The organism is Micromonospora sp. NPDC005367, from assembly GCF_040606825.1.
Taxonomy (GTDB): Bacteria; Actinomycetota; Actinomycetes; order Mycobacteriales; family Micromonosporaceae; genus Micromonospora.
The window spans coordinates 303515-328910 of sequence record NZ_JBEXFP010000001.1 but is presented as its reverse complement, the minus strand read 5'-3'; the positions used below and the strand labels follow the sequence as shown (position 1 = coordinate 328910).

At 71.4% G+C, this 25396-nt stretch carries 20 protein-coding genes and 1 pseudogene; 13 read left to right on the top strand and 8 right to left on the bottom strand.

The features are described 5' to 3' along the window. Positions 1-180: 180 nt before the first annotated feature. Positions 181-1131, top strand: a complete 951-nt coding sequence (locus tag ABZS42_RS01430) for a CDP-alcohol phosphatidyltransferase family protein (protein WP_355141381.1) — start codon at positions 181-183, stop codon at positions 1129-1131. A gap of 80 nt (positions 1132-1211) precedes the next feature. Here the strand turns inward: ABZS42_RS01430 and ABZS42_RS01425 are convergent, their stop codons facing one another. The 3 genes and pseudogenes from ABZS42_RS01425 to ABZS42_RS01415 all read right to left on the bottom strand — a co-directional run bounded on the left by ABZS42_RS01425 (position 1212) and on the right by ABZS42_RS01415 (position 5217). Continuing rightward, positions 1212-2465: a phosphatidylserine decarboxylase gene (locus tag ABZS42_RS01425; protein ID WP_355141313.1), complete on the bottom strand. Its 1254-nt coding sequence runs from the start codon at positions 2463-2465 to the stop codon at positions 1212-1214. Between the two features lie 677 nt (positions 2466-3142). After that, positions 3143-3325: pseudogene (locus tag ABZS42_RS01420) on the bottom strand (hypothetical protein); the annotation flags it as partial. Continuing rightward, the gene (locus ABZS42_RS01415; RefSeq protein ID WP_355141311.1) at positions 3322-5217 is read right to left on the bottom strand and encodes a PspC domain-containing protein; all 1896 of its coding nucleotides are present in this window, start codon (positions 5215-5217) and stop codon (positions 3322-3324) included. The gene ABZS42_RS01415 and the pseudogene ABZS42_RS01420, both read right to left, overlap by 4 nt. 202 nt (positions 5218-5419) lie before the next feature. On the opposite strand from ABZS42_RS01415, the gene ABZS42_RS01410 reads away from it, so the two are divergent. Together ABZS42_RS01410 and ABZS42_RS01405 are read left to right on the top strand one after the other, a co-directional pair. Continuing rightward, complete coding sequence (locus ABZS42_RS01410; protein ID WP_355141379.1) at positions 5420-6667, top strand: PspC domain-containing protein; 1248 nt, start codon at positions 5420-5422, stop codon at positions 6665-6667. 2 nt (positions 6668-6669) lie between these two features. Beyond that, on the top strand, positions 6670-7356 hold the full coding sequence (locus ABZS42_RS01405) for a response regulator transcription factor (protein WP_355141377.1): 687 nt from the start codon (positions 6670-6672) through the stop codon (positions 7354-7356). 24 nt (positions 7357-7380) lie between these two features. On the opposite strand, the gene ABZS42_RS01400 is transcribed toward ABZS42_RS01405, so the two are convergent. Continuing rightward, positions 7381-8115 (bottom strand): PIG-L deacetylase family protein, encoded by a 735-nt coding sequence (locus ABZS42_RS01400; RefSeq protein WP_355141309.1) that lies wholly within the window; start codon positions 8113-8115, stop codon positions 7381-7383. A 434-nt stretch (positions 8116-8549) separates the two neighbouring features. Here ABZS42_RS01400 and ABZS42_RS01395 point away from each other — a divergent pair, with 434 nt between their 5' ends. The 5 genes from ABZS42_RS01395 to ABZS42_RS01375 all read left to right on the top strand — a co-directional run bounded on the left by ABZS42_RS01395 (position 8550) and on the right by ABZS42_RS01375 (position 14363). Further along, positions 8550-10187: an ABC transporter substrate-binding protein gene (locus ABZS42_RS01395; protein ID WP_355141307.1), complete on the top strand. Its 1638-nt coding sequence runs from the start codon at positions 8550-8552 to the stop codon at positions 10185-10187. A 139-nt stretch (positions 10188-10326) separates the two neighbouring features. Then, the gene (locus ABZS42_RS01390; RefSeq protein ID WP_355141305.1) at positions 10327-11256 is read left to right on the top strand and encodes an ABC transporter permease; all 930 of its coding nucleotides are present in this window, start codon (positions 10327-10329) and stop codon (positions 11254-11256) included. Between the two features lie 72 nt (positions 11257-11328). After that, the gene (locus ABZS42_RS01385) at positions 11329-12306 is read left to right on the top strand and encodes an ABC transporter permease (protein WP_355141303.1); all 978 of its coding nucleotides are present in this window, start codon (positions 11329-11331) and stop codon (positions 12304-12306) included. Positions 12307-12331: 25 nt separating this feature from the next. Next, positions 12332-13354 carry an ABC transporter ATP-binding protein gene (locus ABZS42_RS01380; protein ID WP_355141375.1) on the top strand — a complete coding sequence of 341 codons (1023 nt, stop codon included), beginning with the start codon at positions 12332-12334 and terminating at the stop codon, positions 13352-13354. Next, positions 13347-14363, top strand: a complete 1017-nt coding sequence (locus tag ABZS42_RS01375) for a dipeptide ABC transporter ATP-binding protein (RefSeq protein WP_355141301.1) — start codon at positions 13347-13349, stop codon at positions 14361-14363. Before ABZS42_RS01380 ends, ABZS42_RS01375 begins: the two co-directional genes overlap by 8 nt. 123 nt (positions 14364-14486) lie before the next feature. Here the strand turns inward: ABZS42_RS01375 and ABZS42_RS01370 are convergent, their stop codons facing one another. After that, positions 14487-14756 carry a chorismate mutase gene (locus tag ABZS42_RS01370; protein ID WP_355141373.1) on the bottom strand — a complete coding sequence of 90 codons (270 nt, stop codon included), beginning with the start codon at positions 14754-14756 and terminating at the stop codon, positions 14487-14489. A 476-nt stretch (positions 14757-15232) separates the two neighbouring features. On the opposite strand from ABZS42_RS01370, the gene pcrA reads away from it, so the two are divergent. Next, positions 15233-17632, top strand: coding sequence for a DNA helicase PcrA (gene pcrA, locus ABZS42_RS01365; protein ID WP_355141299.1), 2400 nt, complete (start codon positions 15233-15235; stop codon positions 17630-17632). A gap of 74 nt (positions 17633-17706) precedes the next feature. Here the strand turns inward: pcrA and ABZS42_RS01360 are convergent, their stop codons facing one another. Together ABZS42_RS01360 and ABZS42_RS01355 are read right to left on the bottom strand one after the other, a co-directional pair. Next, positions 17707-18459 carry a M23 family metallopeptidase gene (locus tag ABZS42_RS01360; RefSeq protein ID WP_355141297.1) on the bottom strand — a complete coding sequence of 251 codons (753 nt, stop codon included), beginning with the start codon at positions 18457-18459 and terminating at the stop codon, positions 17707-17709. A 262-nt stretch (positions 18460-18721) separates the two neighbouring features. After that, positions 18722-19432 (bottom strand): M23 family metallopeptidase, encoded by a 711-nt coding sequence (locus tag ABZS42_RS01355; RefSeq protein ID WP_355141295.1) that lies wholly within the window; start codon positions 19430-19432, stop codon positions 18722-18724. Positions 19433-19990: 558 nt separating this feature from the next. Here ABZS42_RS01355 and ABZS42_RS01350 point away from each other — a divergent pair. The 4 genes from ABZS42_RS01350 (at position 19991) to ABZS42_RS01335 (ending at position 24397) form a co-directional block, all read left to right on the top strand. After that, positions 19991-20395, top strand: coding sequence for a cobalamin B12-binding domain-containing protein (locus ABZS42_RS01350; protein WP_355141293.1), 405 nt, complete (start codon positions 19991-19993; stop codon positions 20393-20395). A 434-nt stretch (positions 20396-20829) separates the two neighbouring features. Beyond that, positions 20830-22008, top strand: coding sequence for an ADP-forming succinate--CoA ligase subunit beta (sucC, locus tag ABZS42_RS01345; RefSeq protein ID WP_355141291.1), 1179 nt, complete (start codon positions 20830-20832; stop codon positions 22006-22008). A 2-nt stretch (positions 22009-22010) separates the two neighbouring features. Continuing rightward, the gene (gene sucD / locus ABZS42_RS01340) at positions 22011-22898 is read left to right on the top strand and encodes a succinate--CoA ligase subunit alpha (RefSeq protein WP_355141289.1); all 888 of its coding nucleotides are present in this window, start codon (positions 22011-22013) and stop codon (positions 22896-22898) included. A gap of 212 nt (positions 22899-23110) precedes the next feature. Next, positions 23111-24397: a DUF6350 family protein gene (locus tag ABZS42_RS01335; protein WP_355141287.1), complete on the top strand. Its 1287-nt coding sequence runs from the start codon at positions 23111-23113 to the stop codon at positions 24395-24397. A 144-nt stretch (positions 24398-24541) separates the two neighbouring features. Here ABZS42_RS01335 and ABZS42_RS01330 read toward each other — a convergent pair whose 3' ends face one another. After that, complete coding sequence (locus ABZS42_RS01330; RefSeq protein ID WP_355141285.1) at positions 24542-25147, bottom strand: DUF4190 domain-containing protein; 606 nt, start codon at positions 25145-25147, stop codon at positions 24542-24544. Positions 25148-25396 lie beyond the last annotated feature (249 nt).

Sequence of the window (25396 nt, the reverse complement as noted above, 5' to 3'; positions counted from 1 at the left end):
TCGCGTCAGGCTCGGTACGAGACAGCCGGATCTCCGTCCTCGAGGCGGTAGAGCCGATCCGGTGATGGAGGAAGCGTGCCGAGAGCCCCATGGCGCCGGCGTCGTACGACCGACAGTCCGCGCCCCGCAGGGCGTCGCTGGGCGGGTCCGCTCCGCCGTGGCGGCGCATTCGCCCGGCAGGTGCTGCTGGTCCGGGTAGGCCGGCGCGACGGTGAACTGGCCGGGGGCGCCGACACGGCCCTGGTCGAGCCCCGCTACGTCGACCGCCGTCGCCGCTACGGCCTGAACCGGTTCAGCCGGGCCGAGGTCGAAGCCGTCATGCCGGTCAGCCCGGCCCTGCCGCCGGTCAGCCCGGCCCTGCCGCCGGTCAGCCCGGCCCTGCCGCCGGTCAGCCCGGCCCTGCCGCCGGTCAGCGAGCCCGACGACGCCGCGGCCCGGTCGATCCCGCTGCTCCCCGGCGAACGTACGATCACCCGCCGGGTGAAGTTCGCCCTGGTCAACGCGTGCACCCTGAGCAGCCTGACACTCGGCGTGCTCGCCATCTTCCTGGCCATGCAGGGCCAGGTACGCATCGCCGCGATCGCCCTCATCGCCTGCGTCGCGTTCGACGGCCTGGACGGCGCGCTGGCCCGCAAGCTCGGGGTGGCCAGTCCGTTCGGCGCGCAGATGGACTCGTTGGCCGACATGTGCTCCTTCGGCATCGCCGCGCCGGTTGTCGTCTACGCCTCGCTCGCCGGCTCCGTCTCGACCGCGGCGGCGGCTGTCGCCTGCGCGCTCGTCGCGGGCTGCGCCGCGATCCGGCTCGCCCGGTTCAACGTCTCGCCCAAGGACGGCCGGTTCTTCTGCGGCGTACCCACGACCATGGCCGCCGCCGTGCTCGCGATGTCCGTCGCCATCGGGCTGCCGGTACCCGGTCCCGTGCTCCTGGCCGGGGTCGCGCTGCTGGCCTTCGCGATGGTGTCGAGCTTCCCGTACGCCAAGCTCGCCCGGCTGGTAAAGCTGCCGCCGTGGCTGTGGCTCGCGCCGGTGGTCGGCGCTCTGGTCGACATCCGGCTCACCTTCGCGCTGATCGTCGTGGGCTACCTGGCCAGCGGGCCGGTGCTCTGGCTGCGCCAGCGGCGAGCCGCCTGACCGAGCGGAAAACACCGCCCGACCCGGACAGCAGGAGGGGGCGCCGCGACCCGCGGCGCCCCCTCCTCACGTTTGCGGCCTCAACGCCAGCGGGCGATCACCGTCGCTCCGCCGACCACCTTGTCACCGGGGCCGACGAGCGGCTCCGCCGCAGCGGCCGGCAGGTAGACGTCGGTACGCGAGCCGAACCGGATCAGCCCGAAGCGCTCGCCCTTGGCCAGCAGGGAGCCGATGGGCACCCGCTGCACGATCCGGCGGGCGATCAGGCCGGTGCGCTGGGCGACCACCACCGCGCCGTGCACAGTGTCCAGCACCGTGTACGCGGCCACGTTGTGCTCGGCGTCCGGCTTCATGGCGTTGACGAACCCACCGTCGGCCACGAAGTAGTCGACCACCTTGCCGGCCACCGGGGCACGGTTGACGTGCACGTCCAACACGGACAGGAACACCGCGATCCGCAGCCACTCCCCGTCACCGAAGCGCTCGTCGTGCAGGCGCTGCACCGACAGGACCTGCCCGTCCGCCGCGGCGACCACCGCCGACGGGTCCTCGGGCACATCCCGCTCCGGGTCGCGGAAGAACGCGGCGACCGGCGCGGCGGCGAGGGCCGGCAGCAGCCAGAGCTTCGACTTCGGCCTGGTCAGCCGGGCCAGCGCGGCCAGACCGAGGCTGATGCCGGCCGCGGCCACCCCGTTGGAGTCGATGTGCATGGACCGGCTCAGCGGCACGCTCGACGGCCGGTGGGCGGGAGCCAGCCGCGTCGCGGTGACCGGGCTCGCCGGGGTGAACCGGAGTCGGTGCAGACGTACCGGCGGCGTGTTGCGCAGCACCAGGTCGGTGCCGACGCCGTGGAGGGCGCTCTGCCGCGTCAACTCCGCCGCCGCGCCCGCGGTCCGGCCCAGCGCGGCGGCGGTCGCCACGCTGAGCACCGCCCCGTCGCCGAGATGCTTGCCGAGCGTGTCGATCGTCATGCGGGTCTCCTCGGCCGTACCGAGGAGTGGCTCACCCGCGATCACCACCTCGGCGGGGTCGGCCTCGGCGAGAGAGTCAACCACCCGGACCCGGTCGGCGACCCACCGGCCCTGGGCGGTGATGTGCTCGCGCAGCGCGGTGGCCGACCCTCCCTCGACGGGCACCACGGTGAGCTGGTCACCGGGCAGCAGCGCCTCGATCGCCGCGGCCAGTACCGCGGACTGCGGGTTCACGCCGACGAGCAGCGCGGCCTTCGAGTCGTTGAGCCGGGCGAGCTCGGTGACGAGGGTACGGGCGGCTCGCTCGCCGATGCGGACCGGACCGGGCCGGCCGGGGGTACGCACGGCGGGGGACTGGGTCATGTCGGAAGGGCTCCTGACGGGGTAGACACGGCAAGCGCGACGGGCCGCTGTGGCGGGGCGGGATCGACCCACGGAGGCGGAACTCCATCGGCCAGCATAGGCGTCCACGCGCGCCGATCGCACCGCCGCCGTGAGCCGGACCGAGCACCCACTGCCGGGCCTGGTCAACCCCGCGGGTCGTCCCGTCGACCCGGACCAGCCGACGAGGAACCGGCGACCCCGCCCGGCCCGCCTTCGGGGTGGTCCTCGACCACGCCGCCCGGCGCATCGGTGACCGCCCCGGTCGGCCGCTCGTCCCCGTCATCGGGACCGGCGTCGGCGTCCGTCGGCTCGATCCTGGTCGTCGTGGCGTCCACCTGATCGAGGGTGTCCGTCGTGTCCGCGTCGCGCCCGGCGTCGATCCCGTCCGGCCGGAGCTCCTCCGTCGTGCGGTCAACCTGCCAGGCCGGGTGGATCCCGCCGACGGCCGGCGGGTCCGGCTCCCAGCCGGGGAGGATCCCGCCGGACGTGGGTTGGTCCGGGTGCCAGCCGGTGCGGCTGCCTCCGGAGACCGGGTCCTCGGCGTTCGCTCCCACGGCGGCGATCTGCATGCCGTCGGCCGGGACGTCCGTGCCCTGGGCCGCGGGCGCGTCGCCGGTCGGCGCGGTGTCGTCCGTGGCCACCTCGCGGTCGGCGTGCCGCCCCGAGCGGAGCGCACCCACCAGACCGAATACCCCGATCAGAATCAGCGCCCCGGCCAGGAACCAGCCGACCGGGGGCACGGCGAGTCCGAGGATCCTGGCCGAGAGCCACCAGGCGGTGAGCCCCAGGAAGAGCAGCCCGAAGGCGAAGGAGACGAGATCGGTACGGTGCGCCTTCATCGGGTCACCACCAGGCTTCCGGCATTGATGTGGGCGAAGAGGCGGAGCGTGCCGCCACCGGCACCGTCCGCGCCGAGGTCGGTGAACTCCCGGGATCCCCCGGCGGGCCCGGGCTGCTGCTGCCCGAAGACGGTCGCGTCGCCGGCGTTGACGTCGGCCACCGCGGTCACGTCGACGTTCGGCGGCACCACGACCGTGCCCTTCCCGAAGTTGACCGAGACGGTGATCTCCGTGTTGTGTCCGGTGAAGTCGACCGAGCGCAGGTCCAGCACCGCGTCGCCGAAGCTGTTCTCGTAGCGCGTGGCGAGGTCCTGGTAGCTGGCCGGAGCCCAGGTCACGGCACCGTCGACGCCCCGGAACCGGTCGTACGACTCGGCCACCGTGGCCACGGCGAGCGCGGACGCGGTCACCAGCCCGAGCGCGATCAGCCAGCGGGCCCGGCCGAACCAGGTGCCCACCAGCAGTCCGAGGCCGATGACGACCAGCGCCGCGGCGAAGTACGCCGACGCGCCGACGTCGAAGACGTCGAGCAGGTCGAGGACGGCGACCAGGCCGAGGGCCAGGAAGATCAGTGAGAAGGTCACCGGGCCGAGCGCGGACCGCTCCTTCGGCCGCTTCGGTGGCTTCGGTGGCTTCGGTGGCGGTGCGGGCGGGGACTGGGTGGCGTACGGGCCGCGTGGCGCGAACGGCGGACGGTAGCCGCTCGTGGGCATCGGCGCGGTGGGTGGGTACCCACTGCCGCCCGCCGGAGTGGTCCGCCAGCCGGCCCCCGTCGGCGTGGCCTGCCAGCCGCCTCTCGCCGCCGGAGCCGGCCATTGGGGCGCGGTCGGCTCGGCCGGCGGCCAGGTGGGCAGCTCGGCCGTGCGGTCGGCGGGCTGCCCCGAGCCCGGCGTGGCAGCCGGCGGCCGGGCTTCGGGAGCGCTCCCCCCGTGCGGAGCGCTCGCCGACTGCCCGCCGGGAAACGGCTGCGGTCCGGTCGCCGGACCGACCCCGGGCGCGGGTGCGCCGGGCATGGTGGCCAGGTCGGCGGCGGGCGGCGCGGCGTACGGAGCCGGTGCCGGGTAACTGACCGGGGGCACCGGGCCGGGCGGCGCCGCGGGCGGTGGACCGGCCGGAACCGGTTGGATGCGGCGGCGTTCCCGGTTCAGCAGCAGCGCGCCGCCGATCAGGATGGCCGCACCGAGCAGCACCGCCCGGAACGCGTCGGTGACGATGTAGCCGAAGCCGACCGCCGCGACGATGCCGAGCACGATCACGGTGACCGGCGACATGCTGGACCGGCCGCGACCGAGCATCGACTCGACAGGTGATGCGGTGTCGCCCTCCCCGGGGATGATCAGCCAGGCGGTGATGTAGACCAGGATGCCGATCCCGCCGAAGAAGCCGAGCACCGCGAGGAGCACTCGCCAGAGCACCGGGTCGGTGTTGGTGGCGCGGCCGATGGCGGCGCAGACGCCGGCCAGGTAGCGCCCCTCGCGTGGGCGGACCAGCCCGTACCGCGTGGTGAACCCGGCCGCGCCGGGCGGTGGACCGCTGGGCGCGCCGGCCGGACCGCCGGGTGGTGGTGGCGGCGTACCCCCGGCGCCGCCGGCCCCGGTCGATCCGAAGGCCGGACCGGTGCCGCCCGGGCCGAAGCCCGGGGTGGGCCCGCCACCTCCGGCTGGCGCGCCCTGGCCCGGCCCGGGGCCGTACCCGGCCGGTCCTGAGCCGGGGTGCGCTCCGGCGGCCGCCGCCGGCCCGGGTACCTGTGCTCCCGGCGGGTACGGTCCGGCCACCGGCGCCGGGTCGAACGGGGTGGACCCGGTCCAGCCGGTGGACGCGGGGGGTGGGGGCGTTGCTCCGCCCGGCTGTGCCGCCCCTGCTCGGGGCGGCTGGGCAGCTTCCTCGGTCATGCTCTCGATACTGCTGCCTCATCCGCCCGAGTGACCTCAGGAGCCGACCCTGACGGCACCCTGATATCGCGGTGCTGGAATGTCCGGGGCGTCCCCGTGGCAGGTACCCGTCGCAGCGTGTGACGATCGAACCCGTACCGCCGTCAGCGCCGGCCGCACCCCGTGCGGGCCCGGCGCCACCGCCTCGACGAGGGAGCTTCCGATCAGCAGCGTCAGCCCGCCACCGCGCCTCTACCGCGCCCCGGAGCACCGGATGGCCGCGGGGGTGGCCGCCGGGATCGCCGAACATCTGGGCATCTCGGTGCTGCGGGTACGGGTGGCGTTCATGGTCCTGCTCGGGCTGAGCGGGCTCGGGCTGCTGCTCTACGCGGCCTTCTGGGCGGTGGTGCCGCTGCGGCCCGGTGACACCGCTGTCCCGCCGCGTCGCGACGTGGCCCAGCTGCTGCCGTTCGTGGCGATCGGGCTCGGTGTCCTGTTGGTCCAGGTGATGGTCTTCGACTCGATCGGCGCGGCGGGCACCGCCGGCTGGCTGGTGGCGATCATCGCGGTGGGCGCTGGGGTGATCTGGCACCAGTCGGAGCCCGAGCGTCGCCGGCGGTGGGGGGAGTCCCTGCCGGTGCCGTGGCTCGGCGCCGTGGTCGAGGAGAGCGATCGACGGGCGTTCGTACTCCGCTTCATCGGCGGCGGGGTGCTCGTGGCGGTCGGCATCATCGGTGTCGCCGCCGTCTACTCACCGGCCCAGAACCTCGACGCGGTGATCAACGGCGTCATCTTCGCGCTGGTCGGCCTCGCCGGGGTGGGTGTGGTCGCGGCGCCGGTGCTGTGGCGGACGTACAACCAGCTCCGCTCGGAGCGGGAGGGGCGCATCCGCGAGCAGGAGCGGGCCGAGCTCGCCGCGATGGTGCACGACCAGGTGCTGCACACCCTGGCCCTGATCCAGCGCAACGCCAGCGACGTCAAGACCGTGCAGCGGCTGGCTCGGGGGCAGGAGCGGTCGCTGCGCAACTGGCTCTACAAGCCGACGGGGTCGCCGACGGAGCGGTTCGCGGCTGCGCTGGAGCAGGTCGCCGCCGAGGTCGAGGACACCTTCGCGATCACGGTCGAGGCGGTGGTGGTCGGCGACCGGGAGACCGACGAGCGGGTCGGCGCACTGGTCGCCGCCGCCCGGGAGGCGCTGGTGAACGCCGCCCGGCACGCCGGGGTGCAGACCGTCTCGCTCTACGCCGAGGTGGAGCCGGAACAGGTCAGTGTTTTCGTCCGCGACCGGGGGAAGGGGTTCGACCCGGATACGGTGGAGGACCACCGGCACGGTGTACGTGGTTCGATCATCGGGCGGATGAAGCGTCACGGCGGTCGGGCCGAGATCCGGTCCGCACCGGGGGAGGGCGCCGAGATCCGGTTGATCCTGCCGACCTCCCGGGACTCGTCCACAGCGGAAAGGGACAGATGACCATGGCCGACCAGCCGATGGAACCGGTCGAGGGAGCGGGTGCCCGTGCCGAACGGCTGCGGGTGTTCCTCGTGGACGACCACGCCATGTTCCGCGCGGGCGTACGCGCCGAACTGGGTGCGCACGTCGAGGTGGTGGGGGAGGCGAGCACGGTGGCCGAGGCGGTCAACCGGATCGCCGCGACCGTGCCGGACGTCGTCCTGCTCGACGTGCACATGCCCGACGGTGGCGGGCGCGCGGTGCTGGAGGCGATGCGGCGTACGCACCCGCAGGTCAAGTTCCTGGCGCTGAGCGTCTCGGACGCCGCCGAGGACGTCATCGGGCTGATCCGGGCCGGGGCGCGCGGCTACGTCACCAAGACCATCTCCCCGGACGAGTTGACCGCGGCGATTCGCCGGGTCGCCGACGGGGACGCCGTGTTCAGCCCTCGGCTGGCCGGGTTCGTGCTCGACGCCTTCGCGGCCCGACCGGACGCCCCGGTCGCCGATCCCGAGCTGGATCAGCTCACCAACCGGGAGCGCGAGGTGCTCCGGCTGCTCGCCCGGGGGTACGCGTACAAGGAGATCGCCAAGGAGCTGTTCATCTCGATCAAGACGGTCGAGACCCACGTCTCCAACGTGCTGCGCAAGCTGCAGATGTCCAACCGGTACGAGCTGTCCCGGTGGGCCGCCGACCGCCGGCTGGTCTGATCGGCGCCGGTTGCGGCGTAATCCCTACTCCGTGCGCAGCACGGTGTACGCCTCGACCAGCCGGCCGGGAGGCAGGCCCGCGTTGTCCGCGGCGGTGGTGAGCCGGTCCCGGGTCCAACCCTCCACATCGAAGTGCCCGGTCTGTGAGCGGTGGGCGCGCATCGCCGCGACCTTGCGGTCGAACCGCTCGGTGACGTCGACCGCGTGGTCCGGGGCGGGCCCGCCCGTGTACCAGACCTCCCGGACGACCCACGGCTCCAGCCCTTCGGCGGCCAGTTCGAGGTGGGCGAACCGGTTGCGCGCGTCGGGGTAGATGGCGCACGTGGTGGCCTCACCCACGGCCAGGTGGTCGGGATGGCTCGGGCCGGTGAGCTGCTCCCAGCGCCGCAGCGGCGCGTGGGTCAGCACCCGGTCGGGCCGGAACCGGCGGATCGCCGCGGTGATGTCGCGGCGCAGTGCCCGGGTCGGGGCGAGCGTTCCGTCCGGGTAGCCGTCGAGGTACTCGACCTGCTCCACTCCGAGCGTCGCGGCGGCGGCGCGTTGCTCCGCCTCCCGCAGCCGGGGCATCTCGGTCCGCTCGGTGTCGTCGAAGCCGCCCGTTTCTCCTCGGGTGGCGATGAGGTAGGCGACCTCGATGCCGTCGTCCTTCCAGCCGGCGATCGTGCCCGCGCAGGCAAAGTCGACATCGTCCGGATGGGCGAAAACCGCTAGCGCGCGATGGACGTCAGCGAGTACTGGAGCGGACGCGGGAAAGCTCACAGGGCCCGAGAGTACGCGCGCGAGGGACGTGTCGGTGGGACAAGGTCTTACCTGCTCAGAGCGGCATGAGCTGCACGTTTCATGATCTTTTCTCAAGTATCGGCAACGTGGCGGCCAACTAACGTCTTGATAACGGCACCTTCACGGAAGAGCCCGGTTGGTGTCACAGTGGCAGCACCTCGCCCCCGGTGTGAGGCACCCCGCACGATCCGACCCCCACGTTCGTCGCTGACAACCGCGGTGCCGTGGGGGCGACGCGTGCCCGGTGTCGATCCCGAGCCGGTGGGGTGGCCCGGCGGATCGGTGCACCAGGGGTGTCCCGACTTCCCAGTGGTGTTCGGCGGTCTGCGCTACCGGGGCCGCCGTTGGCGTCACCCCCCAGACGTGCGTGATACCCACGACGGAACCAGGTTAGAAAGAGGAGGCCCCTCGGAATGAGAGTCTCGAAGCGGACGAGCAGCGCGGTCGCGCTGGGCGCGGCAGTCGCGCTCATCGCGTCCGGATGCTCGAGCAGCGACGACGGCGGCGACGCCGGCAACAGTGCAGACGGCGCCATCATCATCGACGGCACCCAGCCGGAGGTCCCCCTGGTTCCGGCGAACACCACCGAGACCGGTGGTGGCGCGATCATCGACTACCTGTGGACCGGGCTGGTCGAGTACCCGAACAACGGCGGCGCGCCGCAGAACGCCGTCGCGGAGTCGATCGAGACGACCGACTCCAAGGTGTACACGATCAAGATCAAGAAGGGCCTGAAGTTCCACGACGGCACCGAGGTCAAGGCCGCGAACTTCACCAAGGCCTGGAACTGGGCGGCCTACTCGCCGAACGGCGCGCAGAACTCCAGCTTCTTCGCCGACATCCAGGGCTTCGCCGACGTCCAGTCCGAGGACCCGGACGGCGAGGGGCCGCAGAAGGCGGCGGAGCCGAAGGTCAAGGAGATGTCCGGCCTGAAGGTCGTCGACGACTACACCTTCGAGGTCACCCTCGGCGCCCCGACCGCGGTGTTCCCGACCAAGCTCGGCTACAGCGCCTTCGTGCCGCTGCCGGACGTGTTCTTCACCCAGACGCCGGACGAGTTCGGCAAGAAGCCGGTCGGCAACGGCCCGGTGAAGTTCGTGTCGTGGGAAGACGACGTGTCGATCAAGCTGACGCGCTTCGACGACTACACGCTGCGCGACAAGATGAAGATCAAGGACGTCGAGGTCAAGCTCTACCAGGAGGACACGGCGGCCTACAACGACCTCCTCGCTGGCAACCTCGACTTCCAGCAGCAGGTCCCGGTCTCCGCGCTCGCGGGTGACAAGTGGAAGACGGACCTGGCCGACCGGGCGATCCAGTCGACCACCCCGTCGACGGGCATCATCGCCTTCCCGATGTACGACCCGAAGTTCAAGGACGCGAAGCTGCGTAAGGCGATCTCGCTGGCCGTCAACCGGCAGGAGATCACCGAGAAGATCTTCTTCGGCAACCGCATCCCGGCCGACAGCTGGGCCAACCCGCTCACCCCGGGCGCCGTGGCCGGCAACTGCACCGCCTGCCAGTACAACCCGGACGAGGCCAAGCGGCTCTTCGCCGAGTCCAGCGGCTACCAGGGCGACATGGTCTTCTACTACAACGCGGACGCCAGCCACAAGGAGTGGATGGAGGCCGTCGCGCAGAGCGTGAAGAACGTGCTGGGCATCAACGCCCGGGCCGAGGGCATCCCGACCTTCGCGGTCTTCCGTGAGCAGATCAACGCCCACAAGATGACCGGCCCGTACCGTGCCGGTTGGCAGCAGGACTACCCGGACGTGGAGAACTGGATCAACCCGCTCTACGTCAAGGGTGGTTCGTCGAACGACGGCCTGTACAGCAACCCGCAGGTCGACGCGCTGGCCAAGGAGGCGAGCGGCGCCGCCAACATCGACGAGGCGCACGCCAAGTTCGCCGAGGCAGTGAAGATCATCGACGCGGATGTCCCGTCGATCCCGGTCTACTTCCAGGGCCAGCAGTCCGGCCACTCGGACAAGATCAAGAAGGTCGAACTGACCAACGTCGGCGAGATCGACATCACCTCCGTCGAGCTCTGATCCGTACGGTCTGACCCAGGTCGGGCTCACCGCACCAGGTGAGCCCGACCTAGGGCCGTTCCGCGAGAGGCGCACAAGGCCCCTCGACGTCAACAAGCGTGTCGGCCGCCGACCCGCCCCCTGTCTGGAGGACCACCCCATGGGCCGTTATCTGTTGAGACGGCTGCTCCAACTCGTCCCGGTCTTCATCGGAACGACCTTGCTGATCTACGTGCTCGTCTGGGTGATGGTGCCCGGCGACCCGTTTGCCGGCAAGTGCGGTGAGCGGCCCTGCCCGCCCGGATTCGTCGCGGCGATGACCGAGAAATTCCACCTGGATCAGCCCTGGTACGTGCAGTACGCCCACTACATGCAGAACCTCTTCCAGGGGGACTTCGGCACGACCTTCGGCGGTCGATCGATCAACGACATCATCGTCACGGCGTACCCGAACACGCTGAAGCTGGCCCTGGTGGCCCTGGCGATCGAGGCGATCATCGGCCTGACGGCGGGTGTGCTGAGCGGCCTGCGGCGTAACGGCTTCCTGGACAACCTGGTCCTGGTCTCCACGCTCTTCCTCATCGCGCTGCCGATCTTCGTCATCGGCTTCCTGCTCCAGTGGCTGCTCGGCGTCCAGTGGCACATCGTCGAGCCCACCGTGTCGAACGAGATGCGGTTCTCCGAATTGATCATGCCCGGCTTCGTGCTCGGGAGCATCTCGATGGCGTACATCGCCCGGGTGGCCCGCACCAGCATCTCGGAGAACCGCCGCTCCGACTACGTCCGCACCGCGATCGCCAAGGGTCTGCCGATGCGTCGGGTGGTCGGTGTGCACCTGCTGCGCAACTCGCTGATCCCGGTGGTCACGCTGCTCGGCACCGACCTCGGTGCCCTGATGGGCGGCGCCATCGTCACCGAGGGAATCTTCAACATCAGGGGCATCGGCGGGACCGTCTACAAGGCGATCACCACCAAGGAGAGTGCCACCGTGGTCTCCATCGTGGTCATCCTGGTGCTCGTCTATCTCCTGATGAACCTGCTGGTGGACCTGCTCTACGCCGCCCTGGACCCGAGGATCCGCTATGAGTGAGCGAAGCGAACTAATCATCAACGGGGTGCGCCGGTCCACTCAGGGCGGCACCGAGCGGAGCGAGGTGGCGGCGTGAGTGACCCGACTGTTGCTTCGATCGTCGGCACGCCGCCGGCGCACCAGCCCACCGAGACGGGCGGCCCGACCGACGCCGGCCTGCCCGCGAACGGGCGCCAGGAGAAGCCCCGCGGACTGCTCGGCGACGCCTGGCGGGACCTGCGGCGCAAGCCGCTCTTCTGGATCTCCGCGGCCTTCATCCTGCTCTTCATCGTGATGGCCGCCTTTCCCTCACTCTTCACCTCGGCCGACCCGACCGCCGGTGACCTGAGCCGCAGCCTCGAGAAGCCGTCCGGGCACGCCTGGTTCGGCTACGACATCCAGGGCCAGGACGTCTTCGCCCGGACGATCTACGGCGCCAACGCGTCCATCGTGGTGGCCCTGCTGTCGGTGACCGGCGTGCTGCTGATCGGCGGCAGCATGGGCATGATCGCCGGCTTCCGTGGCGGCTGGTTGGACGCCCTGCTCTCCCGGATCGCGGACGTCTTCTTCGGCCTTCCGTTCGTGCTCGGCGCGATCGTCATCCTGACCACCTTCAACGGTGTCGGCAGCAACAACGGCGAGTGGCAGGTCAAGGGCCTCGTCATCGCGTCGCTCGTCGTGCTCAGCTGGCCGGTCGTGATGCGGCTCATGCGCTCCTCGGTGCTCGCCAGCAAGGAGGCCGACTACATCGTGGCGGCCCGGGCGCTCGGTGCCGGCACCGGCCGGATCATCCTCAAGCACCTGCTGCCGAACACCCTGGCCCCGATCCTGGTGTACGGCACGATCATGGTCGGCTCGTTCATCGGCGCCGAGGCGACGCTCTCCTTCCTGGGCGTCGGGCTGAAGTCGCCGGTGGTCTCGTGGGGCATCATCATCAACGAGGCGCAGAGCCTGATCCGGGTCGCCCCGTACCTGCTCTTCTTCCCCGCCGCGTTCCTCGTCGCCGCCGTGCTGAGCTTCGTGACGCTCGGCGAGGCGGTCCGCGAGGCGCTCGACCCGAAACTCCGCTAGGGGAGATCCAGTGTCCGACATTCTCGTGTCCGAGCAGTCCGCCGCGGGCGCCTCCGGGCGTCCCGCCGGCCGCCTGCTCGAGGTTGACGACCTCCGGGTGGAGTTCCGTACCCGCGACGGCGTCGCCAAGGTCATCAACGGGGTCACGTACCATGTCGACGCGGGGGAGACCCTCGCCGTGCTCGGCGAGTCCGGCTCCGGCAAGAGCGTCACCGCGCAGACCATCATGGGCATCCTCGACACTCCGCCCGGTCATGTCACCGGCGGGCAGGTGCGGTACCACGGCAAGGACATGCTCACAATGTCCTTCGAGGAGCGTCGCCGCATCCGCGGCGAGGGGATCGCGATGATCTTCCAGGACGCGCTCTCCGCGTTGAACCCGGTCTTCACCGTCGGGTTCCAGATCGCCGAGCAGTTCCGCGTCCGGCGTGGCATGGGCCGCGCGCAAGCCAAGAAGCGCGCGATCGAGATGCTCGATCAGGTCAAGATCCCGAACGCCAAGGGCCGGTTCAGCAACTACCCGCACCAGTTCTCGGGTGGTATGCGGCAGCGGGCGATGATCGCCATGTCGCTCGCGCTCGACCCGGAGGTGCTGATCGCGGACGAGCCGACCACCGCGCTCGACGTGACCGTGCAGGCCCAGATCATGGATCTGCTGGCCGAGCTTCAGCGCGAGCGGCAGATGGGCATGATCCTGATCACCCACGACCTCGGCGTGGTCGCCGACGTCGCGGACCGGATCGCGGTCATGTACGCCGGCCGGATCGTCGAGGAAGCCAACGTGTACGACCTGTACGCGAAGCCGGCGCACCCGTACACCCTGGGCCTGCTGAACTCGATCCCCCGGCTCGACGAGAAGGGGCAGGAACTCCGCACCATCAAGGGCCTGCCGCCGAACCTGATGAACATCCCGCAGGGCTGCTCGTTCAACCCCCGCTGCCCCATGGTGCAGCCGGTTTGCCGGGAAGAGCGGCCGCCGCTGCTGCAGATCGGCGCCGGCCGCGCCAGCGCCTGCCACTTCGCCGAGGAGCTGTTGAACCGTGACTGAGAACATCCTCGAGGTCCGTGACCTGGTCAAGCACTACCCGGTCACACGTGGCGTGGTCTTCCGGAAGACCGTCGGGCACGTCAAGGCGGTCGACGGCGTCTCCTTCGATCTGCGTCAGGGCGAGACCCTCGGCGTGGTGGGCGAGTCCGGCTGTGGCAAGTCGACGCTCGCCCGGGTGCTGATGAACCTGGAGAAGGCGACCGGCGGCAGTGTGCACTACAAGGGGCAGGACATCTCCAAGCTCTCCGGTGGAGCGCTGCGCCGCCTGCGCCGGCAGATCCAGCTGGTGATGCAGGACCCGTACACCTCGCTGAATCCGCGGATGACGGTCGGCGACATCATCGGCGAGCCGTTCGAGATCCACTCGGATGTGGCGCCGAAGGGCAGTCGACGCAAGCGGGTGCAGGAGCTGCTGGACCTGGTCGGGCTCAACCCGGAGCACATCAATCGGTACCCGCACCAGTTCTCCGGCGGTCAGCGGCAGCGCATCGGCATCGCCCGGGCGCTCGCCCTGCGTCCGGAGATCATCGTCTGCGACGAGCCGGTGTCGGCGCTCGACGTGTCGATCCAGGCGCAGGTGATGAACCTGCTGGAGCAGCTCCAGGCCGAGTTCGGCCTGTCGTACGTCTTCATCGCGCACGACCTGTCGGTGGTCCGGCACCTCAGCAGCCGGGTCGCGGTCATGTACCTCGGCAAGGTCATGGAGATCGGCACCGAGGAGGAGATCTACGAGCGGCCGACCCACCCGTACACCCAGGCGCTGCTCTCCGCGGTGCCGGTGCCGGACCCGACCGTCCGCGAGCACAAGGCGATTATCCGCCTGACCGGTGACGTGCCCTCCCCGGCCGACCCGCCGTCGGGTTGCCGGTTCCGTACCCGGTGCTGGAAGGCGCAGGACATCTGCGCCCAGGAGATGCCGGTGCTGCAGATCCGGCCGGGCTCGGACCACCCGAGCGCCTGCCACTTCGCCGAGAAGCGGGAGATCGTGGCGACCCACGAGGCCGCCTGACGTACCCCGGAACCGCCTGCCGGCGTCCCCACGGACACCGGCAGGCGGTTCCGTCTTTCCTCCCCCTCCCGGCCCCGCCTCGACAGCGACTGCCCCCAGCCCGGAGACGGGGGTGGGGTGGGGTCAGAGGGGGCCGCGGCCGGCGCGCAGCAGCAGCAGCGCGAGCTGGGTGCCGTCGGGCCCGAGCGCCGCCCGGAAGTGCTCCAGGATCTCCCGCTCCCGAGCGAGCACCAGCCGGGTACCCCCGGCGGCACGCCGCATCGCACCGACCTCCTGGGAGAGGCTCGCCCGCTCCTGCCAGAGGTCGATGATCGCCTGGTCGATCTGGTCGATCCGGGCGCGGATCTGCCGGATCCGGGCCGCCGTCTCAGGTTCCTGCGTACCGGCGTCCATCACCCGCCCCGGCCCCGAGCTGCCCGTCTCACCGGAGGAGGCCGAGGCAACGGCCGTCGATTCGTCGGGCTTCCCGTCGTTGCTCCGGGCCGGTCCGCCGTTCTGCTGCACCACGTCTGTCATCTTCGTCGTATCCCTCGGACGTCGTGCCCCGGTGGCCGGAACCCGGGAACGAGGAAGCCCCGGGCTCAGGAGCCCGGGGCTTTTCGCAGGTCTGTTGATCAGGCGCGACCTACGGCTGCCGGACTCCCGGTGCCGTAGTAAAAGTAGTAGCGCTGACCGAACACGTCGTCGAGTATGCCCACGTCGGCGGCCCGGGCGCAAGAATTCCCGCCAGCCGGGTTACCCAGGCCTGAGCCGGTCGATAACGGGGGCCCGATCAGCACCAACGCGCCGGGAAGGTGCCCATCCGTGCCGAAGGGGACGGGCGTGCGCGGTCGGGGAGTGTCCGGCCGGCGGCATAGACTCGCCGTGCGATGCATCCTCTCTTCGACATTCCCGCGTCCCTGCCCGCGCCGGAGCCGGCCCGCCCGCACCGGTCCGGGTCCGCTGGCCACCGTCTCGACCCTCAGGAACTGCTCATCGGGCTGAACGGGCCGCAGCGCGACGCAGTCACCCACGCCGGCTCGCCCCTGCTGATCGTGGCGGGCGCCGGCTCCGGCAAGACCCGGGTGCTCACCCACCGGATCGCCCACCTGCTCGCGGCGCGGGACGTGCACCCGGGGGAGATCATCGCGATCACCTTCACCAACAAGGCCGCCGGCGAGATGAAGGATCGCGTCGCCGCCCTGGTCGGCCCGCGGGCCCGGCTGATGTGGGTGTCGACCTTCCACTCCGCGTGCGTACGGATCCTGCGCGCCGAGCACGAGCACGCCGGGCTCAAGTCCACCTTCTCGATCTACGACGCGGACGACTCCCGCCGGCTGATGCAGCTGGTCGCCCGTGAGCTCGATCTCGACCCGAAGCGCTACCCGGCGCGTGGGCTGGCCGCCCAGGTCTCCAACCTGAAGAACGAACTGGTCGACCCGGAGGAGTTCGCGACCCGGGCGAAGGGCCCGAACGAGCGGGCGCTGGCCGAGGCGTACACGCTCTACCAGCGCCGGCTGCGCGAGGCCCACGCGCTCGACTTCGACGACCTGATCATGACGACGGTGCACCTGCTCCAGTCGCACCCGCACGTCGCGGAGACCTACCGCCGGCGTTTCCGGCACGTGCTGGTCGACGAGTACCAGGACACCAACCACGCCCAGTATGTACTGATCAAGGAGCTGGTCTCGGGCACCGAGGGGCTGCCGCCGGCCGAGCTCTGCGTGGTCGGTGACGCCGACCAGTCGATCTACGCGTTCCGGGGCGCGACCATCCGCAACATCCTGGAGTTCGAGCGGGACTACCCCGACGCCCGGACGATCCTGCTGGAGCAGAACTACCGCTCCACCCAGACCATCCTCAACGCCGCCAACGCGGTCATCGACCGGAACACCTCCCGCAAGCCCAAGCGGCTGTGGAGCGATGCCGGCCCCGGTGAGCAGATCGTCGGCTACGTCGCGGACACCGAGCACGCGGAGGCGGACTGGGTGGCCCGGGAGATCGACCGGCTCGTCGACGACGACGAGGCCCGCCCGGGCGACGTGGCGGTCTTCTACCGCACCAACGCCCAGTCCCGTGTCTTCGAGGAGGTGTTCATCCGGGTCGGCCTGCCGTACAAGGTGGTCGGCGGGGTGCGCTTCTACGAGCGCAAGGAGGTCCGGGACGCGCTGGCCTACCTGCGCGCCGTGGTCAACGACGACGACACGGTCAGCCTGCGCCGCGTCCTGAACACTCCGCGTCGCGGGATCGGCGATCGGGCGGAGGCGTGCGTCGAAGCGCTCGCCGGCCGGGAGCGGATCTCCTTCGGCGCGGCGTTGCGCCGGGCCAAGGAGGCGCCGGGCATCTCCACCCGCGCCGCCAACAGCATCGCCGACTTCGTCGCCCTGCTCGACGGCGCCCGTGAGCTGGCGGAGACCGGCACTCCGGAGGAGGTGCTGGAGGCGCTGCTGACCCGCTCGGGTTACCTGAGCGAGCTGGAGGAGAGCGTCGACCCGCAGGACGCCGGCCGGGTCGACAACCTCCAGGAACTGGTGAGCGTGGCCCGCGAGTACACCGAGCGGATCGAGGCGACCGCGGAGGAGGGGGAGCGGGCCACGTTGGCGGGCTTCCTCGAGCAGGTCGCGCTCGTCGCCGACGCGGACCAGGTGCCCACCGACGACCCGGAGCACCAGGGTGTCGTCACCCTGATGACGCTGCACACCGCGAAGGGGCTGGAGTTCCCGGTGGTCTTCCTGACCGGCCTGGAGGACGGCGTCTTCCCGCATCTGCGCTCGCTCGGTGACACCCGCGAGCTGGAGGAGGAACGGCGGCTGGCGTACGTGGGGATCACCCGCGCCCGGCAGCGCCTCTACCTGTCCCGGGCGGTGACCCGTTCGGCGTGGGGGCAGCCGGCCTACAACCCGCCGTCGCGTTTCCTCGAGGAGCTACCGCCGGAGCTGGTGCGCTGGGAGCGCACCGAGGGGTCGTACACCTCGTGGGCCGGCGGGGGAGGCGGCGTCGGCGGCCGCGCGGACCGTACGCCCGGCGGGCGTGGCGGCTTCACCGGTGGTACGCCGAAGGCGGCTGAGCTGGCGCGGCGGCTCGGCGTGGACGCCAGCCGGTTGAGCACGGCGAGCGAGCTGCGGCAGGTGCCCAAGGTGGCTGCGGGCGACCGGGTCAATCACCAGCGTTACGGGCTGGGTCGGGTGCTCGTCGTCGAGGGGCAGGGCCCCTCCGCCCGCGCGCAGATCGACTTCGGCGACCAGACGCTCTGGTTGGTGCTGCGGCACGCCCCGATCGACAAGCTCTGACCGGCCCGGCCGGCTGATCGCAAGGCGAAGCCCGGTCCGGCGTGCCGTCGGACCGGGCTTCGCCTTGCGCCATCTCAGCAGGCCACGTCGATGCCGTGGGCGCGGAGGAACGGCGCCGGGTCGATCTGGTTCCACATCTGACCCTGGTGCACCTCGAAGTGCAGGTGGGGGCCGGTGGCGTCGCCGGTCGCACCCTCGTAGCCGATGACCTGACCGGCGGCGACCTTGTCACCGACGCTGACGATGAGTCGGCTCTGGTGCGCGTAGTGGGTCAGGTAGCCGTTGCCGTGGTCGATGAAGACCGAGTTGCCGTACCCGTCACCGGCGTCCCCCGCCTTGACCACCGTGCCGCCGAAGGCGGCGTGGATGGGGGTGCCGGCGGGCATGGCGAAGTCGATGCCCTGGTGCTGGGTGCCCCAGCGGGGACCGAAGCACGAGGTGATCGTCGCGCCCTTCATCGGGATGACCCAGGCCGGCTTCGGCCTTGCCGTCTTCTTCGGCTTCGGCTTCGCCTTCGGGGTGGCGGGCTTGACCAGTGGGGAGGGGCTGACGCTGGTCGGGCTGGCCGAAGGAGTGACCGGCGCGGTCGACTCCCGCGCGGAGCGGTCGGCGCGGGCGGCGGCCTCGGTGCGGGCCTGCGCGTCGAGCGAGACCGGGGCCGGGTCGTGGTCGTCCCCGGTCGTGGCGATCGCGGCGCCGGCGACGCCGAGGCCGACGAGGGCGGCCGCCCCGACCACGAGGAGCCGGACCCGACCGGCCCGCCGCCGGTGCTGGACGACGTCCTCGTCGGCGGGCTGCTCGTTCTGCGTGGTGCTGTCTTCCTGCACGGGTGGACCTTCACGTGTCGAGGGTTCGGACCCGACCGATCCTGGTGAGCGCCGGCGCGGCGGAGGTCGACGGGGCGGGTCGGCCACGCCGCCGCCGTGCCGCAGGCTGTCCGGATCCGCACTTGCCGACCGTTCTGACCCGCTAAGTGATCATGGTCGTCGGTGGCGACGGTCACATTCGGGCCGGTGAGCCAGGTCACTTCCCGGCACGAAAAATCGCCCGGATCGGCTGATCCGGGCGGTCAACGGTCGATACGCAGCGTCAGGACGCGGCTACCTCGTTGTAGTAAGCCTCGACTTGCAGCTCGATGTCCACTCCGCGTTCCTTGAGGAACGGCTTCGGGTCGATCGGCTCGCCCTTGACATGGAGCTCGAGATGCAGGTGAGACCCGTAGGCGTGGCCCGTCATGCCGACCAGCCCGAGCTGGTCGCCGGCCTTGACCTGCTGCCCCTCCTGCACGCTCAGAACGGAGGAGTGGCCGTAGATCGCCTCGCTGCCGTCCGCGTGCCGGACGATCACCGCGTAGCCGTAGCCGCCGAACCAGCCGGCCTTGGTGACGGTGCCGTCGTGGATCGCGACGTACGGGGTGCCCTCGGGCGCGACCAGGTCGACGCCGGTGTGCAGCTTGCCCCCGCGCTCCCCGTAGGACGACTTCAGGTCGTAGCCCTCAAGGGGGAGCAGCCAGACGTCGGCTTCGGCAGCCTCTTTCTCCCGGGCGCTGTCCCGGGAGGCACGGTCGGCGGAATTGGCACGGGCGGCCGCGTCCTGGCTGGCGACGGAAGCTTGCTGGATCTCGTCGAGGGCCGACGGGCTGATGCTCTTGGCGTCCGGCATGGCGCCCGCGCCGAGTGCGACGATGCCGGCACCGACGAAGGCGGTGGTGACGACTGCGGCGTAGCGGCTCCGCGGTGGGGTGGGTACGCGGCGGCGACCACGATATCTATCGGGCTCAGACGACAGGCGCTGGCGCACGCATACCCTCCGTTGTCGGGGTTCCGAAGCAGCCGTTCGGACGTTCGGTGACGCTCGGGTGAACCTCTGTTGGCTGCGTCGTCACCCGTCCATGGACTCGATGACAACCGTGGACACGTTAGCCAACCGCCACACGAGTCACAAGCCAAAGCGCCGAATCGGCGCGGCGATCCGTCCGTTTGTGTCCGGTATTGCAACGCCTTGCGCCGCCGATCGGCGTGCCATTTACTGCCCGTTCGTCGCGGAGCGTGACCGGTACGGCGGAGTCGTCCGACTTGACGCCGGGCACCTGTCCGGCTGCGGCGGTGCTGGTCGCCGGCGTCGAGGCGCCGCCCGGTCGACCGGTCCCTACCGGTTCCCGCACCTGCGGCGCAAGCCCGACCGGACCGGTCCGACTCGTCCGAGGCCGGCGGTGCGGTCCCGCGCCCGCGCCCCGTGGCCGGGGTCGCCGTCCGCCCTGGTGGGTCGAGGATTCCGGCCCGGATTTCCCGGCCCCCGTCGCCCGGGTTACCGTTCGTTCAGGTGAATGGCCGTGGAGCCGGTGAAAGGTGTGCGCTGATGAGCTCTCGTATTCGGGTCGTCGTCGCCAAGCCAGGCCTGGACGGCCACGACCGAGGAGCGAAGGTGGTGGCCCGCGCGCTGCGCGACGCGGGTATGGAGGTCATCTACACGGGCCTGCACCAGACTCCCGAGCAGATCGTGGAGACGGCCATCCAGGAGGACGCCGACGCGGTCGGGCTCTCCGTGCTCTCCGGCGCGCACATGACGCTCTTCCGGCGGGTGCTCGAACTGCTCGCCGAGCGCGAGGCGGAGGACATCGTGGTCTTCGGTGGCGGCATCATCCCCGACGGCGACATTCCCGAGCTCGAGCGGTTGGGTGTCGCCAAGATTTTCACGCCGGGTGCCACGACGACCTCGATCGTGGACTGGGTGCGGCAGAACGTGGCTCAGCCCGTCAGCTGACGACGGCGGCGGGAGCCCCGGACACCTGGGGCCGGCAGACTCCGGACACGGGGGGAGGGGCCGGACGCACCCCTCACACGTCCGGCCCCTCTATGCACGATGCCCCGCCGCCACCCCTCGACCGACAGGGCATCGGCCGTCTCCCGTCATCGCGCTGATCAGCGCTCCGACATCTGACTCAACGACGCCCCGACGGAGGGGTTACGCACTTCCGGCAACATCGCCCGGACGGTGGAATGTGCGGTGGTGGAGACCGTCCTCACTGCGCGGTTGTGTATTACCGCACACCGCGCACCCGCTCGGTTGCCGCCGGTACCCACCTCGCTAGGCTGCGGCCAATGGCCTGTTTCAAGTGATGACAGGCGTCAAACTGTTTTCTGAACGCTGGTGGCGGCGCGACGGCGCGCCGCGGAGACGGGACGGGACGCGCAATCGTGGACCTGTACGAGTACCAGGGGCGGGACCTGTTCGAGCGGCACGGATTGCCCGTGCTCGCCGGCGGCGTCGCCACCACCCCGGAGGAGGCCCGCGCGATCGCCGAACGCCTCGGCGGCCGGGTGGTCGTCAAGGCGCAGGTGAAGGTCGGTGGCCGGGGTAAGGCCGGCGGCGTGAAGCTGGCCGAGGGCGCGGAGGAGACGGTGGCCCGCGCCACCGACATCCTCGGCATGGACATCAAGGGGCACACCGTCCACAAGGTCATGATCACCGTGACCGCGGACGTGGCCGAGGAGTACTACTTCTCCTACCTGCTCGACCGGGCGAACCGCACCTTCCTCTGCATCGCCAGCGTGGCCGGCGGTATGGACATCGAGCAGGTGGCCGCCGAGACCCCGGAAAAGGTCGTCAAGGCACCGATCGACGCCGTCAAGGGCGTGGACGAGGCGAAGGCGCGCGAGATCGTCACCGCCGCCGGCTTCCCGGCCGAGGTCGCCGACCAGGTCGTCGAGGTCGCGGTCGGGCTGTGGCAGGCGTTCGTCGCTGAGGACGCCACCCTGGTCGAGGTGAACCCGCTGACCAAGACCCGCGACGGCAAGCTGCTGCTGCTCGACGCCAAGGTGAGCCTGGACGAGAACGCCGCGTTCCGGCACCCGGACCACGAGGGTCTGGTCGACCAGGCCGCGGTGGACCCGCTGGAGCAGGCCGCCAAGGAGAAGGACCTCAACTACGTCAAGCTCGACGGCGAGGTCGGCATCATCGGCAACGGCGCGGGTCTGGTCATGTCGACCCTCGACGTGGTCGCCTACGCCGGAGAGCGGCACGGCAACGTCAAGCCGGCCAACTTCCTCGACATCGGCGGTGGCGCGAGCGCCGCGGTCATGGCCAACGGGCTGGAGATCGTCCTCACCGACCCGTCGGTGCGGAGCGTCTTCGTCAACGTCTTCGGCGGCATCACCGCCTGCGACGAGGTCGCCAACGGCATCGTGCAGGCGCTCGCCCTGCTGGAGCAGCGTGGTGAGAAGGTCACCAAGCCGCTCGTCGTCCGGCTCGACGGCAACAAGGCCGAGGCCGGCCGGGCGATCCTCGACGGCGCTAACAACCCGCTGATCGAGCGGGTCGACACGATGGACGGCGCGGCCGAGCGGGCCGCCGAGCTGGCCGCGGCGGGGGTCTGATCATGGCAATCTGGTTGACCAAGGACTCGAAGGTCATCGTGCAGGGGATGACCGGCTCCGAGGGTTCCAAGCACACGCGGCGGATGCTCGCCGCCGGCACCAACGTCGTCGGCGGCGTGAACCCGCGCAAGGCGGGTCAGTCCGTCGACTTCGACGGCACCGCGCTGCCGGTCTTCGCCTCCGTCGCGGACGCGATCAAGGAGACCGGGGCGGACGTCACGGTGATCTTCGTCCCGCCGCAGTTCACCAAGGGCGCGGTCATCGAGGCGATCGACGCCGGGATCGAGCTCGCCGTGGTGATCACCGAGGGCGTGCCGGTGCACGACACCGCCGCGTTCTGGGCGTACAACGTGGCCAAGGGCGAGCGGACCCGGATCATCGGTCCAAACTGCCCGGGCATCGCGTCCCCGGGCGCCTCCAACGCCGGCATCATCCCGGCCGACATCACCGGCTCCGGCCGGATCGGCCTGGTCAGCAAGAGCGGCACGCTGACCTACCAGATGATGTACGAGCTGCGTGACATCGGCTTCTCGACCTGCGTCGGCATCGGCGGTGACCCGATCATCGGCACCACCCACATCGACGCCCTCGCGGCTTTCGAGGCCGACCCGGACACCGACGCGATCGTGATGATCGGTGAGATCGGTGGCGACGCCGAGGAGCGGGCCGCCGAGTTCATCAAGGCCAACGTGACCAAGCCGGTGGTCGGCTACATCGCCGGCTTCACCGCGCCGCCCGGCAAGACCATGGGCCACGCCGGCGCGATCATCTCCGGCTCCGCCGGCACCGCCGACGCGAAGAAGGCGGCGCTGGAGGCGGTCGGCGTCAAGGTCGGCAAGACGCCGACCGAGACCGCCCGCCTGATGCGGGAGATCATGTCCGCCAGCTGAGCGGCATGCCTGATGAGGGGGTCGACCGGACCGGTCGGCCCCCTCAGCCGTTCCGGACGTACGCCGTCGATCGGCACCCGCGCGCCACGACCCGACGCCGAGTCTCTTCCGGCATGGGCGGCGCCGGCGGGTGTGGCGATCGGGGAACTCGCGGCCGCGCCGGGGCGGTATCGGACTGCCGTCGCGGGCGCGACGTGCCAGAGTAGACCACGATGTCCCCCGACACCCCTGAGCAAACCCGCCGTTCCGGTGCGGTCGCCGCCGACGAACGGCCTGCCGGCCGCGTCGCCGGCAGGCGGGTGGCGGCAGCGCGCTCCGACGGGTCGTCCCGCGCGCGGGCCCCGCTGGCGGTGGCCGCCGCGGTGGCCGCCGTCGGGGCCGCATTCACCTCTTACCTGCCGGTCACGCTCGTGCTCGGCCTGGGTCAGCTCACCGAGGACGCCGGGTCGTTCACCGGTGCGCTGCGGGCCGGGCTGGCCGGCTGGCTGCTCGGGCACGGCGTTCCGCTGCGGACCGATGCCGGGCCGATCGGGATCGCCCCGCTGGCGCTCACCGCGCTGGTGGTCTGGCGGCTGGCGCGGGCCGGCGTGCACGTCAGCCGGGCGATCGGCGCCCGCGGCGGACGGTCGCCCCGTGCGGCACTCGTCGCCGCCGGCGCGGTCGCCGCCGGCTACGCGCTGCTCGGCGTCCTCGCCGCGTTGCTGGCGGGCACGGGCGCCCCGGCCGCCTCGCCGCTCCGCGCGGGGGTGACCTTCGCCCTGCTCGGCGCGCTCGCCGCACTGATCGGGTCCGTACGGATCACCGGAGTCGCGGTGCTCTTCGCCGAACGCGCGCCGGCGGTGCTGCGCGACGGGGTCCGCACGGGCCTGGTCGCCGGGCTGCTGCTGCTCGCGGCGGGGGCGGGCGCGGCAGGGCTGGCCGTGGCGACCGGTGGTGGCGACGCGGCCGACATGATCGGGGCGTACCGGACCGGGGTCGCCGGGCAGGCCGGGATCATCCTGATCAGCCTGGCGTACGCCCCCAACGCCATGGTCTGGTCGGCCAGTTACCTGCTCGGTCCCGGGTTCGCCGTCGGCACCGACACCGCCGTACGGACCAGCGAGGTCTCCGTGGGCGCGCTGCCGGCCGTACCGCTGCTCGCCGGCCTGCCACGCGGACCGATGGACGGCATCGGCGCCGCTCTGCTCGCGGTGCCGGTGCTGGCCGGGATGGCCGCCGGCTGGCTGCTCGCCCGCCGGTTGATGCGGCTCGCGGCAGACACCCGCACGCCGCCGGCCTGGGGCCCGCTGCTCGGGTCGGCCGCGATCGGCGGCCCCGTGGCCGGCGTGCTGCTCGGCGCGGCCGCGGCTCTCTCCGGCGGGCCGCTCGGCGGCGGCCGGCTCGCCGAGATGGGGCCGGTCGCCTGGCAGGTGGGGGTGGTGACCGCCGCCGTGGTCGCGGCCGGCGCGCTGCTCGGTGCCGCCGCGACCCGCACCTTCACCCGCAGCTCCGCCCGCTGACCGGGAGCGTCGCGCGGCGGGCCTCGTCGGGCCGGCTCGCCGTGACGTGACCGGGCACCGGCGTCGTCGCCGCCGAACCCGGCCTGCTGAACGACGAAGGGGCGTCCCGCGAGCCGCGGAACGCCCCTTTCGGTCAACCGACGATCAGGGCTCCGTCGGCAGGTTCACGTTCGCGACGATGGTGACGATGACGACCACGATGCCCAGGATCGCGCCGACGATGCCGCAGATCAGACCGGCCTTGGCCTGCCCGGCGTTGCTCGCCTGTCCCCGCTCGGCCTTCTGCTTGCCCAGGTATCCGGTGATGATGCCGGCGATGCCGACCGGGATGCCCAGGTAAGGGCAGCACGCCAGCGGGATCGACGCGATGCCGAGGATCATCGACAGCAGGCCCAGCGTGTTGCTCTGGCCGCCGGGCTGCGGGTAGCCGGCGTTCGGGTACGTGGGCGCCGCGCCGTACGGCTGCTGCGGCTGCTGCCCGTACGGGTCCTGGTAGGGCTGGCCGTACGGCTGTCCGGAGGTGGGCTGCTGCCCGTACGGGGGCTGCGGCTGGCCGTAGGGCTGCTCGGAGGTGGGCTGCTGCCCGTACGGGGGCTGCGGCGGCTGCGGCTGGCCGTAGGGCTGCCCGGAGGTGGGCTGCTGCCCGTAGGGAGCGGCCGGCGGCGGGGCGTACGGATCGTGCGGCTGAGCGGTCGGATCCTGGTTGGGTTGCTGTCCGTGCGGGTCCTGACCGGGGTAACCGGGCTGCATTCGACGAGGCTCCTTGGCTGTGTCCGTCGTTTCGTGTCGGTGTTGCTACTCATGATCGCGCCGAGAGCCCGGCCATGCACCACCCGCAACACGTGATGCCGAGGATTCGGGTTCACCAGGACGCTGATCGGTGCCCGGGCGCGCGGCCCGGATCACCCTGCCGGGAGGTCGACTCGACATGGGGACGGCCGACTGCCGGAGCGGTCGCAGGGCCGGTGTCCACCGGCTCCGGGAATGTTCACGGCGGTG

Coding starts and splice junctions, on each gene's coding strand:
- ABZS42_RS01330 (WP_355141285.1), bottom strand. CDS start 25,147: ATGCAGCCCGGTTACCCCGGTCAGGACCCGCACGGACAGCAACCCAAC.
- ABZS42_RS01395 (WP_355141307.1), top strand. CDS start 8,550: ATGAGAGTCTCGAAGCGGACGAGCAGCGCGGTCGCGCTGGGCGCGGCA.
- ABZS42_RS01415 (WP_355141311.1), bottom strand. CDS start 5,217: ATGACCGAGGAAGCTGCCCAGCCGCCCCGAGCAGGGGCGGCACAGCCG.
- ABZS42_RS01425 (WP_355141313.1), bottom strand. CDS start 2,465: ATGACCCAGTCCCCCGCCGTGCGTACCCCCGGCCGGCCCGGTCCGGTC.
- sucD (WP_355141289.1), top strand. CDS start 22,011: ATGGCAATCTGGTTGACCAAGGACTCGAAGGTCATCGTGCAGGGGATG.
- pcrA (WP_355141299.1), top strand. CDS start 15,233: ATGCATCCTCTCTTCGACATTCCCGCGTCCCTGCCCGCGCCGGAGCCG.
- ABZS42_RS01335 (WP_355141287.1), top strand. CDS start 23,111: ATGTCCCCCGACACCCCTGAGCAAACCCGCCGTTCCGGTGCGGTCGCC.
- ABZS42_RS01405 (WP_355141377.1), top strand. CDS start 6,670: ATGGCCGACCAGCCGATGGAACCGGTCGAGGGAGCGGGTGCCCGTGCC.
- ABZS42_RS01350 (WP_355141293.1), top strand. CDS start 19,991: ATGAGCTCTCGTATTCGGGTCGTCGTCGCCAAGCCAGGCCTGGACGGC.
- ABZS42_RS01370 (WP_355141373.1), bottom strand. CDS start 14,756: ATGGACGCCGGTACGCAGGAACCTGAGACGGCGGCCCGGATCCGGCAG.
- ABZS42_RS01390 (WP_355141305.1), top strand. CDS start 10,327: ATGGGCCGTTATCTGTTGAGACGGCTGCTCCAACTCGTCCCGGTCTTC.